Raw genomic sequence first — 13230 nt, 5'->3', positions numbered from 1 at the left:
GGGGGCGGCGGCGGCGGTGGCGTGCCCGGTGTTGGCGCGGGTGAGCCGGGCGTGGGTGCCGGTGCGCCGGGTGTCGGCGTGGGCGTTGGCATCGGCAGCGGGCTGGGCGTGGCCACCGGCGGGGGGACCGGCGTGCCGGTGTCCCCGGGCGACGAACTGCCGCCGCCGCCGCAGGCCGCCAGGGCAAGGGCCATCGGCCAGGCATAGGCCGAGCGCCAGCGCGGGGCCGGCGGCGGGGTCAGCGGGGGGAGGGCAGTGGAGTCAGCGTCAGGCATCCGGCCAACCGCTCAACGGCGGCGCAACGGTCAGGGTATGCACTGACTTTAGGCCGCCAGACCGACCCGCAATGCCTGGAACTGCGGGCCTGGCGTGCCGTTTTGCGCTGGATCAGTCCCGGTGGCCGTGGCCGTGACCATGCCCATGGCCGCGACCGCGGTCATGGTCGTGATGGCGATGGGAGTGGCGCGGCCGCTCAACCCCTTCATGGCGCACGACGACCGTGCGGCGATACCAGCCGTCGTCGACGAAGTAGACCGGCGCGCCGCAGGCGCCGTAGCGGCTGCAATGGTGGCGCCAGTCGCGGCGGTGCTCGCGAGGCGCCCAGAGGTAGACCGGCTGGGCATACACCGGGTGGCCGATGACCACCGGGCGCGGAGCCACCAGCACCGGTTGCGGGTAGCGGCCGATGTCGACGCGGCCATAGACGCCAGGCTGGCTGAAGCCGATGGACACGCCCACGTCCGCCGCGCTTGCGGGCAGGGTGGCCAGGCCGGCCAGGCCAAGCAGGGCGGGTGCGATCCAGCGCGTGAGGGGGTGTTTGTCGTTCATGCAGTGCTCCTTTGCTGTGGGTATTGAACGCGTGACAACTGCGGTGGTTGGCGGCGGGGCTGTAACAAATGGCAGACAAGCTTTTGTCCTACAAGGGCGACCTCATCCCGCTGACGCGGTCGCTACGGGACCCGGATCAAGCTTTGCCGTCTTTGTTCAACCAACCATTGATGAGCGAGCCCCCTCACCTGGACGCCATGGAACAGGCGCTCGCGCAGAACGCGCGGCTGCTGGAGCGCTGCAGCCGGCTTGCCGGCGTTGGTGCCTGGGAATGGCAGGCTGATACCGAGGCCCTGGTGCTGTCCGACTCGGCCTGCGACCTGCTCGGCCTGCCCGCCGCCCGGGTGCCTACGCTTGCCGGCCTGCTGGAACGCTTCGGCCCCGACGGTGCTGCGATGCTGGACGCCGCCCTGCGCCGCGCAGCGGCCGAGGGCCTGGGCTGGGACGTCGAACTGCCCTGCGACGCCGGCGAGCGCGGACCGCGCGTGCTGCGTGTGGTGGGCGGGCCGGACGGCGACGGCGGGGCTGGCAGCAGCGCCCGTGTCGGCGTCGTCATGCAGGATGTGACCGATCCGGCCGCCGTGCGCGCCGAACTGGAGCGCACGCTGGAGCGCCTGGACCTGGCCACCCACGGCGGCGGCATCGGCGTGTGGGAGCTGGACCTGCAGGAATCTCGCCACGGCCGGTTGACCTGGGACGATGCCATGTGGCGGCTGCACGGCGAAGCGCCGCACGGCCAGCGCATCACGCCCGGCGCCTGGCAGCGGCGCGTGCACCCGCAGGACCGCCGCGCTGCGCTGCAATCCCTGCGCGATGCCCGGGATGGCAATCGGCAGTTCGACGGCGAATGGCGGGTGGTCTGGCCGGATGGCAGCCTCCACGTGCTGCGGGGCTCGGGCCGTTTGCTGCGCGACGGCAGCGGCCAGGCCCTGCGCCTGTGCGGCGTCTGCTGGGACGTCAGCGAGGAGCGCCTCCTTCAGCAGCAGCTCGAGGAGCAACACGAGTTGCTGGAGGTGACGCTGCAGTCCATCGCCGACGCGGTACTGACCACCGATGCCCAGGGCCGCGTGACCTGGCTCAACCCGGTGGCGCAGCGGCTGACGGGCTGGACCGCCGAGGAGGCGCGCGGCCAGCCGGCCAGCCGGGTGTTCCAGCCGCGCCGCGAGGACGGCCAGGAGCCCCTGCCCGACCCGGTGCAGCAATGCCTGGACAGCGGCCAGCCGGCCCAACTGCCGCCTGGCGCGGTGCTGCAGGGCCGCGACGGCGAGCAGCGCGCCGTGGACGACTCGGTGGCGCCCATCCGGGGCAAGGCGGGCCGGGTGCTGGGGGCGGTACTGGTCTTTCGCGACGTGACGCAGCAACGCCGCCAGTTCGACGAGATCCGCTGGCGCGCCAGCCACGACAGCCTGACCGGCCTCGTCAACCGCGCGGAGTTCGGCCAGCGCCTGACGCGCACCTTCGAGCGCGCCACGCGCGATGGCAGCCAGCACGCGCTGCTGGCGTTCGACCTGGACCGCTTCAAGCTCGTCAACGACCACTGCGGCCACGCCGCCGGCGACGAGGTGCTGCGCGAGGTGGCCCATCGCCTGGAGGCCGGCGTGCGCGGCCGCGACACGGTGGCCCGGCTGGGGGGCGACGAGTTCGCGGCCATCCTGGAAAACTGTTCGCCGGAGGAGGCCCTGCGCGTCGCGCAGAAGCTTTGCGACACGCTGGACCAATACCGCTACGCGCAGGACGGGCAGAACTTCCGCATCGGCGCCAGCATCGGCGTGGCGCCGCTGGATGACCGCTGGCCCGACGCCGAGACTGCGCTGCGCGAGGCGGATGCCTGTTGCATGATTGCCAAGGAACTGGGGCGCAACCGTGTGCACGTCTGGGCGCCCGATGACGCGACGCTGCGCTCCCACCAGAGCGAGCATCGCTGGGCCACCCGGCTGCAGCAGGCGCTGGACGAAGACCGCTTCGAGCTCGACCTGCAACGCGTCATGGCGGCGCATGGCCCGGAGGACGACGGCCGCCTGCGCGGCGAACTGCTGCTGCGCCTGCGTGAGCGTGACGGCAGCCGCGTGCTGCCCGCCGCCTTCATGCCCGCCGCCGAGCGCTTTCACATCGCTCCGCGCATCGACCGCTGGGTGCTGAGTCAGGCCGTGGCGATGCTGCAGCGTGAGGGTGCTCCGGACATTGCGTCGCTGTCGGTCAACTTGTCAGGCGTGACGCTGCAGGACGCGGCCTTCCACGAGGAAGCGAAGGCATTGCTCTCGGCGCTTGGGCCGACCCGCGCGCGCGCCCTGTGCCTGGAGATCACCGAGACGGCCGTCATCACGCGGCTGACCGATGCCGCGCGCTTCATCAAGCAGATGCGCGCGCTCGGCGCGCGTATCGCGCTGGACGATTTCGGCGCGGGGGCGTCGTCCTACAGCTATCTGAAGGTGCTCCCCGTGGACGTGCTGAAGATCGACGGCCAGTTCGTCCGCTCACTGATGAACGACCCGCTGGACCAGGTGGCCGTGCGCAGCTTCGTTGACGTGGCGCAGGCGCTGGGCCTGACGACGGTGGCCGAGTGCGTGGAGACGCGTGAGGTGTTGCTGGAACTGGTGCGCCTGGGCGTGGGTGAGGTTCAGGGGTTCCTGCTGCACCGCCCCGAGCCGATGGCCGGCTTGCTGGCGGCGGCGCAGGAGCCGGAGCCTGAGCCCGTGTAGGGGTGCTAGCGCGTCGCCTGGGGCGCCGGTGGAGAGGCCGGCGTGGCGACGGCCACCACGGGTTGTGGTGCCGCAGGCGCGTCCCTGCCATCGGCCACGGCGCGCAGAGAGACCTGCAGGCCGCGCGACAGCTGCTGCTCCCAGGCCACCAGCGTGGTACCGGCCGCGCGCACGGCGCTGCTCAGCTGAACGTCCAGCGGGCGAGGATCCTCGGCCATGCCGAGCGCGCCGCTGGTCAACAGGCCGCCGACGGCTGCGATGGCGATGAGCACGTTCACACCGCGGCGTTCGCTGGACGCGGGCAGGCCGCTGCCATCATGGGACGACAGGCGCAACTGGTGGAGGTGCGCCAGCCAGCCCTCGGAATGCGTTGGTTTGGGGAGCCGCATGACGGGCCTCCGTGCAGAAGATTTGCGTCCAGTTTGGCGTTGGCGGCGCGGCTGCCACGTCGGCGCCCGCAGGCTTGGCCTGTAGGACTTCAGGCGGCGCGTTCGGCGGCGGGCACTGCGTCTGTCGCGGGGTCGGCCCGGTGCGGCAGGCGCGCCAGCACCAGCGTGCCGCGGCCGGGTGAGGACAGCAGCTGCAGCGTCCCGCCCATGGCCTCGATGCGGTAGCGCATGCCCAGCAGGCCGTGGTGGCCGGCGCCGACGGCATCGGGGTTGAAGCCCTGGCCGTCGTCGCGGATGTGCAGCTGCAGCCAGCCGTCGGCCTCGCCGAGCGACACGCGCACGTTCTTGGCCTTGGCGTGGCGCAGCACGTTGGTGAGCGCCTCCTGCACCATGCGGTACAGGGCCAGGCGGTCGCCGTCGGAGGTGGCGGTTTCGGCCAGATCCAGTTCGATCTTCAGGCCGGAGCGCTGGGCGAATTCCTGCGTCAGGATCTCCAGCGCCGGGATCAGGCCCAGGTTGGACAACGCCGAGGGCCGAAGGTCTTCGATGATGCGGCGCTTCAGCGCGATGCCCTGGTCCAGCAGCTCGCTCATGTGCTTGAGGCGCTCGTCGATGTCGAGCGCCGTCTTGGTCATGCGGCGGATGCGGGCGACGTCGAGCTTGGCGGCCGTCAGCAGCGCACCGAGTTCGTCGTGCAGCTCGCGGGCCAGGTGGGCGCGCTCGTCCTCGCGCACGTTTTGCAGGTGATGAGCCAGCTCGGTCAGCTCGGCGGTGCGGCGCGCCACCTCCCCGTCCAGCCGGTCGCGCTCCTGGGCCAGCTCCTGCGAGTGCTGGCGGCGGGCGTTGTGCAAGGCCTCGTTGCGGCGCAGAAAGATGGCCAGGCCGAACAGGCTGAGCACGGTCAGCCCGTGCACGCCCAGCCGGCCGTAGGTCAGGGAGCGGTAGACGGCGTCGCGCTCCAGGGCGATCTGGCCGAGCTCGTGGCGGTCCAGCTGGCTGACGGCGTCGCGCACGGCCATCATCTTTTCGCGGCCGATGTCGGATTCCACCAGCCCTTTCCATGCAGGTTCGTTGCCTTGCCGGTACAGCTGTATGACCAGTTGCAGCTCCGAGAGCTTCTCGTTGGCACGCAGGCTGGCGTCGGCCACCAGCGCCGCCCACTCCGAGCTTTCGTATTGGCCGCGCAGCCGCTGCAGCACGTCGGGCAGCTCGCGCTCGGCAAGTTGCACCGGGGCGAGGTAGTTGTCGCGGCCGGTCAGCAGGAAGCCACGCTGGGCGGTCTCCGCGCTGGTGAGCAGTTCGCGCAGGCGAAGGCTGTCGTCGCGGGCGAGATGGCGGGCCCGCGACTGGGCAAGTGCCTGGTCGGCGCCCCAGAAGGCGGCCTCGCTGACGCCCATGACCGCGGCGGCGGCGAGCGCTGCGCAGGCCACGGCGATGCCGCGATGCCGGTTTGAGCCCAGAAGCCAGGGGTCGAGATGACGCAGGACCATGTGCTGCTCAGCTGGCTGCGGCAGCAGGGCGCGGGGCGGCAACGTGTTCGGCAAGCTCGGCGCAGTAGGCGATGAGGTCGTCCAGCTCGCGGCTCTTGTCGAACACGCGCTCCGCGCCGAGGCTGGCGCAGCGCCGGCGCATTTCCTCGGTGGCGTAGTTGGTCAGCACGACACGCCTGGCACGCAAGCCGAGCTTCTGCGCGGCCTGCAGGACACCCAGGCCGGTGCCGGAGCGCAGGAAGATGTCGACGATGAAAAGGTCGGCGCTGGCGTCGGGGTCCCGGCTCATCCAGCGCACCGCGCTGGCCTCATCGGCGACGGAACCGACCACCTCGACCTGCGCCAGCTCTTCCAGCGTGGCAACCAGGTTCTCAAGGATGACCGGGCTGTCCTCGACGATGAAGGCTTTGAGTGCAGGCATGGTCGACGGCAGCGGTAGGGGCGTGAGTGGGGCCGAGTATGAACTGCTTCGGCGCTGTGCCGATGGCGCCAGCAGCGCGTCGCGCCGTAGGACTAGTCCTAGGCGCGTCACGGTTAGAGGGTCAGTTCTTGATGGCAATGTCGTTGCGGACGGCCACGACACCTGAGGTTTCGCGCGCCAGCTTCTCGGCGACCGCACGCTCCTCGGAGTTCTTGGCGAAGCCCGCCAGCTGCACGGTGCCCTTCAGCGTCTCGACACTGATCGACATGGCGCTGACCGTCGGGTCGGCGGCGAACTTGGCCTTGACGCGCGTCGTCAGGGCCGCATCGTCGACGTAGGCGCCCACGGTTTCCTGATTGCGGGCGACGGCGCAGCCGCTGGTGGCACCGATGGTGCTGATGAGGGCGGCGGCGAGAGCCAGGGTCAGGACGGGTTTGTTGTTCAGCATTTGAGGCTCCTTGTGTGGCTGGTGGCGGCCCAGGGGCCGTGCAGCGACTATCGGAGCAGCGTGCATGCGGCGGGATAGTCCCGTGGCGGGGAGACTTGTAGGACTCCGCTGGCGTCGACGTAGGACACCGGCCGCTGCCGGCTGCCTGTGCCGGCTGCTACGCTCAGCCGTCACTCAAACATCGGGCTCATCATGATCCGCATCGGTATCGTCGACGACCACGCCATCGTGCGCTCCGGGCTGCGCCAGTTCCTGTCCGACCATGTCGACCTGCGCGTTACCGGCGAAGGGGCCAGTGGCCACGAAGCGCTGGAGATGGCACGGCGCGGCGACGTTGACGTGCTGCTGCTGGACATCTCCATGCCCGACCAGAGCGGTGTGGACGCGCTGGCGGCCATCAAGGCGCGCTTTCCTGAACTGCCCGTGTTGATCCTCAGCGGCTTCCCCGAGGCGCACTACGCCACCACGCTGCTGCGCCAGGGCGCCAGCGGCTATCTGAACAAGGAATGCGACCCTGAGGAGATTGCCAACGCGATCCGGCTGGTGTCGCGTGGCCGGCGCTACATCAGCCCCGCCGTGGCCGAGCAGCTGGCCGACAGCGTCGTCGGCGGCGGCGCGGGCGGCAGTGGTGCGGACAAGCCGATGCACGAGCTGCTGTCGGAGCGCGAGTTCCAGGTCTTCCTGCGGCTGGCCCAGGGCGAGACCGTGGGCCACATTGCCGAGGCGCTGTTTCTCAGCGTCAAGACCGTCAGCACCTACCGCACGCGCGTGCTGGAAAAGCTCAAGCTGGCGACCAACAGCGACCTGACCTATTACGCGCTCAAGAACGGCCTGATTCAATAAGCGCAACGCCCGCCGCGGTCTTCGTGCCGGGGCGGGCGTGTTGTGCGGAGCCGGGGGCCGACGGCCCGGCGGTTCAGTGGCTCAGTCGTAGGCGCGGGCGTCCTGGGTGTCGCCCAGGGTCCAAGGCAGTGCGGACTCATAGCCGAGGTCCGGATCGACCGACGACGAGGTCTCGGCCGGCGACCACCAACGCGCCAGCGACGACAGCAGCAGGCGGTTCGACTGGGCGGCCGGCATCGCGGGCTCTGAGTGGGTGCTGAGGTCGGCCATCAAGTGCTCCAGTGATGTGATGTCGCCGTCAAGGATCGGGGCAGCACGCGCGCTTGCGCATCGGCGGGCGGCGCCTCGGCGTGTCGGAGAACGCCGACAGGGCGAGCTGGAGATCGAGGCCTGGGTCGCGCGTCCAGGCGCGATCAAGTCAGACCAACGAGCAATCCAGGATCTGCGCCGCCTGCGGCACCGCTTGCGTACCGACGAGGCGGCCACTGTCGCCGAAGCGGGTGGCGATGAAGGCGTCCGCCGTCACGGTGGACGACTGCTCGCGCATCAGCAGACCTTGAGCGCACAGCACCAGGCCTTGGGCAACGCGGCGTGCCTGCGCCTCCAGCGCAGCGGGGTCGCCGGTCAGCAGGCGGCGCAGGGCCAGTGCCTCGGCCTGAACCGGCTCGTCCGGGCTGGCGGCAAATTCTTCGAGCAGCGCCAGCGCCACGTCGGGCTCGCGGGCCACTGCGCGCAGCACGTCCAGCGCCATCACATTGCCCGAACCCTCCCAGATGGAGTTGACCGGCGCCTCGCGGTACAGGCGAGCGAGCACGCCGTCTTCCACATAGCCGTTGCCGCCCAGCAGCTCCATCGCTTCGCCGCTGCATTCGATAGCGCGCTTGCAGACCCAGAGCTTGGCCGCCGGCGTCATCAGGCGTTGCCAGGCCGGCTCGCCCTGCTCGAAGCCCTTGGCAAGGCGCAGCATCAGCCGCATGGCGGCTTCGCTTTCCAGTGCGAGGTCAGCCAGCACGGTCTGCATCAGCGGTTGCTCCGCCAGGCGGCGTCCAAACGCCGAGCGCTCGCGGGCGTTGTGCAGGGCCTGGACCAGGCCGGCGCGCAACAGCGCCGCGCTGCCGATGACGCAGTTCAGCCGCGTGTAGCCGGCCATCTCGATCAGCGTCGGAATGCCGCGCCCCTCGTCGCCCAGGCGCTGCGCCCAGGCGCCGTGGAACTCGACCTCGCTGCTGGCATTGCTGCGGTTGCCCAGCTTGTCCTTGAGGCGCATCACCTGCACGGCATTGCGCGCGCCGTCGGGCGTGTAGCGTGGCAGCCAGAAGCAGGTGGGGCCCGCGTCGGTGCGCGCCAGCACGAGATGGGCGTCGCTCGTCGGCGCGGAGAAGAACCACTTGTGGCCGGTGACGAGGTAGCTGCCGTCCGGCTGCTGCGTTGCGGTGGTCGTCACGCGGCGCAGGTCGGAGCCGCCCTGCTTCTCGGTCATGCCCATGCCGACCCAGATGGACGCCTTGTCGGCGATGGGCACATCGCGCGGGTCGTGCGTGCGGCTGAAGAACTTGTCGCGCAGCGGCGCGAACAGCGCCGGCTGCCTGGCCAGCAGCGGAACAGCGGCCTGCGTCATCGTCGCGGGACACAGCGAGCCGGCCTCCACCTGACCGTGCAGGTAGCAGCCGGCGGCGAAGCGAGCCCAGCGCCCGGGCGTGTCGGTGGCGAAGACGTCGGCCACCAGGCCCTGGCGGCGGTACATGGCCAGCAGCGCATGCCAGCTCGGGTGGAAATCGACGGCGTCGATGCGGCGGCCGCGCGCGTCCAGCTGGCGCAGCGCGGGACTGAAGCGGTTGGCGTCGCGGGCGAGCTGGGCGGTCTCGGCACTGCCGAGCTCGGCGCCGTAGGCCGTCAGCGGCTCGACGGCGTCTGGTGCTGCGTTGCGCAGCGCAACAAGCAGGGCGGGGTCGCTGGTCAGCAGGTTGTGGCCGACCCACTCGTCGACGAGGTTGTCGGCGGTGGCCATCAGTCCTGCACTCCGGGTTCTGCCATCAGCTGCCCTCGGCCGGCGCGCTGGGCCTCGTAGAGCGCCGTCTCGCCGCGGCGCTGCAGGTCGGGCAGGCCGCGGTCGCCGGGGCGCAGCCGGGCCCAGCCGGCGCTGAAGGACAGAGGCATGCCCAATTCTGCCGGTGCAAGCTCGGCCAGGGCCTTGCGCAGCCGGGCGTCCAACGCCTGCGGGCCTTCAGGCAGGCAGCGCGCCATCAGCACGCCGAACTGCTCGCCCGCCAGCCGCCCGGCCAGGTCGCCCAGGCGCATCTGGGCCTGCACGCAACTGGCGAACAGCGCCAGCGCACGGTCGGCAAAGTCCGCGCCGCGTTCGGACTGCAGCGTGGCGAAGTCGTCCATGTCCAGCACGACGAGGGCGAGCGGTTCGTCGAAGCGGCGCGCCATGGAGATCATGTCGACCGAGCGCGCCGTGAAGGCGGCGCGGTCGGTGAGGCCGGTCAGGCCGTCGGTCTGGGCCAGGCGGGCCAGGTCGGCCTCGGTCTGGCCGCGCCAGGCCAGCAGCAGCATGGGCAAGGCCAGCAGCAGCGCGAGCTGGCCGGCCAGGGCCAGCAGCAGGTCGGGCCAGGGCATGCCGGTGCTCGCGCCCAGGCCCAGGCCGAGCAGCGTGGTGGCGGCGCGGTAGAACAGGGCGGCCAGCAGCGGCAGCACGGCGGCCAGGCCCAGCAGGCGCCAGCGCCGGCTGTTCAGGCCTTGCAGCACGGCGCTGCGGCCAGGCAGCGTCAGCGCCACGCCGAGCCAGATGAGCTGGGCGCCGAGCAGGAGGTCGGTCAATGTCCGTGCCGCCGTGGGGTCGGCCCACAGCAGGGCGTGGCCGACGGTCAGCGCGCCGGGCACCGCCGCCATGGCCCAGCGGCCCGGGCGCGGCGTGAGCCACAGACCGAACGCCCACCACAGCGCCGACAGGCCCAGGCTGGTGAGGCCCACGCCCGCGCTGCGCAGCGCATGCGGCACCGTGAAGTGGTAGCCCAGCGCGGGGCTGGACAGCGCCAGGCCCAGGCCCAGCGCCACCATGCCCATCTGGGCCCAGCGCCCGCCCGCGTTGGCACCGCGCCAGCCGACCAGGGTGATGAGCACCAGCGCCGCCGCCAGCGCCTGCATGGGCATCAGCGCGAACAGGGCGTCGGTGAATGTCATGGCCCCTCGTCCGTCGGGTACGCCGGCCGGCCTTGCAGGCCGCGCAGCGGTCGGCGCCGCTGCTCTTCGGCAGGCACGGCGAGCCCGCTGGACTCACCATGTCCGGCCTCAGCCCCCAAGGGGATGCGGGCCGGCTCGGGAGCGGCCCAGCGCTCGGCCCGCTGGCGGTCTTCGACCTTGCTCATTTGCGGATCGGGATAGGCGTTTCGCGACCGACCGGCACCGCGGTGACACTGTTCTTGGGCGAGCCGTCGATGAGGCGGTCGGAGTAGGTCAGGTAGACGAGGGTGTTGCGCTGAGCGTCCACCATGCGCACGATGCGCAGCTTCTTGAACACCAGCGAGATGCGCTCGTTGAAGACCTCTTCCTGCCGGGGCAGCGGCTGGCTGATGGCGATGGGGCCGACCTGGCGACAGGCGATGGAGGCCTCGGCCTTGTCTTCGGCCAGGCCGATGGCACCGCTGATGCCGCCCGTCTTGGCGCGCGACACATAGCAGGCCACGCCCTGCACCTTGGGGTCGTCGTAGGCGTCGACGACGATCTTGTGATCGGGGCCGATGAGCTTGAAGGCGGTGTCGACCGAGCCGATGGGCTCGGCGTGGGCGATTGCCGAAGTGAGCAGGAGAAGAAGGAGGGCTTGCTTCATCGGCCCAGTCTAGAGCGAACAGGCCCCCGCCGGGCTCGGCACCGCCGTCTGCCGGGCGGTGAAGCGCGGCGCCTCGGGGCGGCTCAGGTCGAAGTGGCTGAGCTGGTCGCTGCGCTGGTTGCACACATAGAGGTGGCCGCCGGCGATGCAGGCGCTGCGCGGGTAGCTGCCGTGCACCCAGTGGTGGTCCAGCAGGCGGGGCTGGCGCGGCTCGGCCAGCGAGACGACGGCCAGGCTGTCGTGCAGGCGGTTGAAGGCGTAGAGGTGCTTGCTGCCGGGCGCGACAAGCAGGTCGGAGGCGTAGCTGGTGCCGGCGAAGCCAGCGGGCAGTACGCTGATCTCGTCGACGAGGCGCGGGCCGTCGGCCGTCAGCGCGACGGTGGTCAGCGTGGACGACTCCTCCTGCAGCACGTAGACGAGTTCACCCACGACAACGAAATGGCGTGGGCCGGAACCGGGGCTGAGGGCCAGCTCTTGCGCGGGCGCCCCCGGCGTGGTGGCGGTCAGCGGCCAGACGAGCAGGCGGTCGCGGCCGAGGTCGGTGCCCAGCAGCCAGTGACCGTCGGGGCTGGCCTGGATCATGTGGGCGTGCGGCGCGTCGTGGCCGCTGTTGGCCTGGCTGCCGGTCGGGGCCTTGGCGGCGCGCGGCGGGCCGGGGCGGCAGTCGGTCGTGCAGCCGGGCCAGCTCTCGGCGGCGCCGACGCGGCCATCGGCGCGCAGTGGCAGCGCGGAGAAGCGGGCGTCGCCATAGTGGGCCGCCCAGACGCGGCCCGCGCCCAGCGACAGATGGACGGGCCCCTGGCCGCCGCTGGGTTCGCGCTGCAGCAGGGTCAGGCGGCCGGCGCCATCCTGCTCGTAGACGGCGATGTGGCTGCTGCCTTCCTCGGCGGCGTAGACGCGCTGGCCGTCGGTGGCCAGCCAGCTCGGGCTGCCGGCGTTGGGCGTGACGCCCAGCGGCTTCAACGCGCCGTCGCCGCCGATGGCGAAGCTGTAGATCCCCTGGCCCAGCGGCGCGTAGGTGCCGACATGCAGGAAGCGGGCGGGTGTGGCGGCGAGGGCTGGCATCAGGTGCAGGGCGGGCAGGGTGAGCAGGTGGCGGCGGAGCATCAGAGCTTGAGTCGTAAACCCGTGCGCAGCAACAGTCGCAGCAGCACGAGGACAAGAGCGAGGAAGACGACGCCGCGCGCGACGCCGGCCCAGCCGACGTTGAGCGCCGCCGGCCACTGCCAGTGCAGCAGGGCCAGCGCGGCGCCGACGACGTAGGGCAGCAGGTAGGCCAGCAGCGGGTGGCGCGCCGCGTCGCCGAGGACGCGCAGCGCCGCGCGGCCCGGCGCCGCCTCGGCGAGCGGGCGCACGGCGAGGTAGAGCAGCAGCGTGGCGCCCGCGCACACCAGGCCCCAGGTGGGCGTGGCCTGGATCTTGGACAGCGGAAAGTGGCTGCGCAGGCTGAAGCCCACGGCCAGCAGCACGAAGCCCAGCAGCAGCGCGGCACGAGTGGCGCGGTCGGGTGCGAGCATGTGGTGGGGGTCGTGCAGCAGCACGGCGGTGGCCAGGCCGGCCAGCACCAGCGCCGTGTGCGTGGCGTGGCCGCCACCGCCCGCGTGCGGCGCGGCCCACGCGAACCAGGCGACGCAGGCCGCGATGCCCGCCAGTGCCAAAGGTAGCCGCGCGCCCGGCGCGGCAAAGATGAACAGCAGCGCCGCCAGCCCGTAGGCCCAGCCGATGAGGCCGAGGATGCCCCACCAGTGCACGCCCATGCCGCCCGGATAGGCGCCGTGCAGCGCGCCCAGCAGGAAGGCGCCGGCCAGGCGCCAGGGCCAGGCCAGCGGCGGCCCACCGCGCACGCTGCCCCACAGCAGGAAGATGCCGAGGAAGGCGCCCAGCAGCCAGCCCGACGCGTTGAAGCCGGCCGGCGCCATTTCCGCGTTGACCATGAACAGCCCGGTGACGATGAGGGCCGCGGTGCGTTCGCCCACCGCCCGCAGCGCGCCCCGGCGGCCGGCCTGGGCCAGCCGGGCCTGCAGCGCGAATGGCAGCGACATGCCGACGATGAACAGGAAGGCGGGGAACACCATGTCCACGAAGGTCATCGCGTCCGCGTCCGCCGGCACGTGCTTCATCCAGGCCGGCAGCCCGGCCACGCCGGCCCACTCGTTGACGAGGATCATCACGGCCACGGTCAGGCCGCGCAGCAGGTCGATGCCCGCGAGGCGGGACGGGGCGGAGGCGCTTGCAGTCATGGGGCGCGATTACAAGGCAAAAAGGGGCGGCCCTCGCGGGCCG

General features: G+C 71.6%; 15 protein-coding genes. 3 read left to right on the top strand and 12 right to left on the bottom strand.

Going from position 1 to position 13230, the window contains the following annotated elements; translation table 11 throughout:
- The coding region (locus AC0IZJ_RS24410) for a hypothetical protein (RefSeq protein ID WP_471854219.1) at positions 1-207 on the top strand (207 nt) is incomplete at its 5' end.
- A 180-nt stretch (positions 208-387) separates the two neighbouring features.
- On the opposite strand, the gene AC0IZJ_RS24405 is transcribed toward AC0IZJ_RS24410, so the two are convergent.
- Complete coding sequence (locus AC0IZJ_RS24405) at positions 388-828, bottom strand: hypothetical protein (RefSeq protein ID WP_471854218.1); 441 nt, start codon at positions 826-828, stop codon at positions 388-390.
- Between the two features lie 170 nt (positions 829-998).
- On the opposite strand from AC0IZJ_RS24405, the gene AC0IZJ_RS24400 reads away from it, so the two are divergent.
- The gene (locus AC0IZJ_RS24400; protein ID WP_471854216.1) at positions 999-3527 is read left to right on the top strand and encodes an EAL domain-containing protein; all 2529 of its coding nucleotides are present in this window, start codon (positions 999-1001) and stop codon (positions 3525-3527) included.
- Positions 3528-3532: 5 nt separating this feature from the next.
- Here the strand turns inward: AC0IZJ_RS24400 and AC0IZJ_RS24395 are convergent, their stop codons facing one another.
- From AC0IZJ_RS24395 to AC0IZJ_RS24380, 4 genes are all read right to left on the bottom strand, one after another.
- The gene (locus AC0IZJ_RS24395) at positions 3533-3916 is read right to left on the bottom strand and encodes a hypothetical protein (RefSeq protein ID WP_471854215.1); all 384 of its coding nucleotides are present in this window, start codon (positions 3914-3916) and stop codon (positions 3533-3535) included.
- Between the two features lie 89 nt (positions 3917-4005).
- The gene (locus tag AC0IZJ_RS24390) at positions 4006-5406 is read right to left on the bottom strand and encodes a CHASE3 domain-containing protein (RefSeq protein ID WP_471854214.1); all 1401 of its coding nucleotides are present in this window, start codon (positions 5404-5406) and stop codon (positions 4006-4008) included.
- A gap of 7 nt (positions 5407-5413) precedes the next feature.
- Positions 5414-5827: a response regulator transcription factor gene (locus tag AC0IZJ_RS24385; protein ID WP_471854212.1), complete on the bottom strand. Its 414-nt coding sequence runs from the start codon at positions 5825-5827 to the stop codon at positions 5414-5416.
- A 121-nt stretch (positions 5828-5948) separates the two neighbouring features.
- A complete protein-coding gene (locus AC0IZJ_RS24380; RefSeq protein ID WP_471854211.1) occupies positions 5949-6275 on the bottom strand; it encodes a BON domain-containing protein in 327 nt (108 codons plus the stop codon).
- Positions 6276-6467: 192 nt separating this feature from the next.
- On the opposite strand from AC0IZJ_RS24380, the gene AC0IZJ_RS24375 reads away from it, so the two are divergent.
- Positions 6468-7118: a response regulator gene (locus tag AC0IZJ_RS24375; protein ID WP_471854209.1), complete on the top strand. Its 651-nt coding sequence runs from the start codon at positions 6468-6470 to the stop codon at positions 7116-7118.
- A gap of 81 nt (positions 7119-7199) precedes the next feature.
- Here AC0IZJ_RS24375 and AC0IZJ_RS24370 read toward each other — a convergent pair whose 3' ends face one another.
- The 7 genes from AC0IZJ_RS24370 to AC0IZJ_RS24340 all read right to left on the bottom strand — a co-directional run bounded on the left by AC0IZJ_RS24370 (position 7200) and on the right by AC0IZJ_RS24340 (position 13187).
- A complete protein-coding gene (locus AC0IZJ_RS24370) occupies positions 7200-7388 on the bottom strand; it encodes a hypothetical protein (RefSeq protein ID WP_471854207.1) in 189 nt (62 codons plus the stop codon).
- Between the two features lie 148 nt (positions 7389-7536).
- Positions 7537-9126 (bottom strand): acyl-CoA dehydrogenase family protein, encoded by a 1590-nt coding sequence (locus tag AC0IZJ_RS24365; protein ID WP_471854206.1) that lies wholly within the window; start codon positions 9124-9126, stop codon positions 7537-7539.
- Positions 9126-10301, bottom strand: a complete 1176-nt coding sequence (locus tag AC0IZJ_RS24360) for a sensor domain-containing diguanylate cyclase (RefSeq protein ID WP_471854204.1) — start codon at positions 10299-10301, stop codon at positions 9126-9128. The genes AC0IZJ_RS24365 and AC0IZJ_RS24360 overlap by 1 nt, the downstream gene beginning before the upstream one ends.
- Positions 10298-10486, bottom strand: a complete 189-nt coding sequence (locus AC0IZJ_RS24355) for a hypothetical protein (RefSeq protein WP_471854202.1) — start codon at positions 10484-10486, stop codon at positions 10298-10300. Before AC0IZJ_RS24355 ends, AC0IZJ_RS24360 begins: the two co-directional genes overlap by 4 nt.
- Positions 10483-10947 carry a CreA family protein gene (locus AC0IZJ_RS24350; protein ID WP_471854200.1) on the bottom strand — a complete coding sequence of 155 codons (465 nt, stop codon included), beginning with the start codon at positions 10945-10947 and terminating at the stop codon, positions 10483-10485. The genes AC0IZJ_RS24355 and AC0IZJ_RS24350 overlap by 4 nt, the downstream gene beginning before the upstream one ends.
- Positions 10948-10956: 9 nt before the next feature.
- Positions 10957-12054, bottom strand: coding sequence for a lactonase family protein (locus AC0IZJ_RS24345; protein WP_471854198.1), 1098 nt, complete (start codon positions 12052-12054; stop codon positions 10957-10959).
- Entirely contained in the window at positions 12054-13187 is a 1134-nt protein-coding gene (locus AC0IZJ_RS24340) for a DUF5009 domain-containing protein (RefSeq protein WP_471854196.1), read from the bottom strand. Before AC0IZJ_RS24340 ends, AC0IZJ_RS24345 begins: the two co-directional genes overlap by 1 nt.
- Between the last annotated feature and the right edge of the window lie 43 nt (positions 13188-13230).

It is taken from the genome of Roseateles sp. AC306 (assembly GCF_979253795.1).
The sequence above is the reverse complement of the archived record's forward strand: the minus strand, read 5'-3'. Positions and strand labels throughout refer to the sequence as shown.

Coding starts and splice junctions, on each gene's coding strand:
- AC0IZJ_RS24400 (WP_471854216.1), top strand. CDS start 999: ATGAGCGAGCCCCCTCACCTGGACGCCATGGAACAGGCGCTCGCGCAG.
- AC0IZJ_RS24390 (WP_471854214.1), bottom strand. CDS start 5,406: ATGGTCCTGCGTCATCTCGACCCCTGGCTTCTGGGCTCAAACCGGCAT.
- AC0IZJ_RS24375 (WP_471854209.1), top strand. CDS start 6,468: ATGATCCGCATCGGTATCGTCGACGACCACGCCATCGTGCGCTCCGGG.
- AC0IZJ_RS24365 (WP_471854206.1), bottom strand. CDS start 9,126: ATGGCCACCGCCGACAACCTCGTCGACGAGTGGGTCGGCCACAACCTG.
- AC0IZJ_RS24380 (WP_471854211.1), bottom strand. CDS start 6,275: ATGCTGAACAACAAACCCGTCCTGACCCTGGCTCTCGCCGCCGCCCTC.
- AC0IZJ_RS24370 (WP_471854207.1), bottom strand. CDS start 7,388: ATGGCCGACCTCAGCACCCACTCAGAGCCCGCGATGCCGGCCGCCCAG.
- AC0IZJ_RS24350 (WP_471854200.1), bottom strand. CDS start 10,947: ATGAAGCAAGCCCTCCTTCTTCTCCTGCTCACTTCGGCAATCGCCCAC.
- AC0IZJ_RS24395 (WP_471854215.1), bottom strand. CDS start 3,916: ATGCGGCTCCCCAAACCAACGCATTCCGAGGGCTGGCTGGCGCACCTC.
- AC0IZJ_RS24340 (WP_471854196.1), bottom strand. CDS start 13,187: ATGACTGCAAGCGCCTCCGCCCCGTCCCGCCTCGCGGGCATCGACCTG.
- AC0IZJ_RS24360 (WP_471854204.1), bottom strand. CDS start 10,301: ATGACATTCACCGACGCCCTGTTCGCGCTGATGCCCATGCAGGCGCTG.
- AC0IZJ_RS24345 (WP_471854198.1), bottom strand. CDS start 12,054: ATGCTCCGCCGCCACCTGCTCACCCTGCCCGCCCTGCACCTGATGCCA.
- AC0IZJ_RS24385 (WP_471854212.1), bottom strand. CDS start 5,827: ATGCCTGCACTCAAAGCCTTCATCGTCGAGGACAGCCCGGTCATCCTT.
- AC0IZJ_RS24405 (WP_471854218.1), bottom strand. CDS start 828: ATGAACGACAAACACCCCCTCACGCGCTGGATCGCACCCGCCCTGCTT.
- AC0IZJ_RS24355 (WP_471854202.1), bottom strand. CDS start 10,486: ATGAGCAAGGTCGAAGACCGCCAGCGGGCCGAGCGCTGGGCCGCTCCC.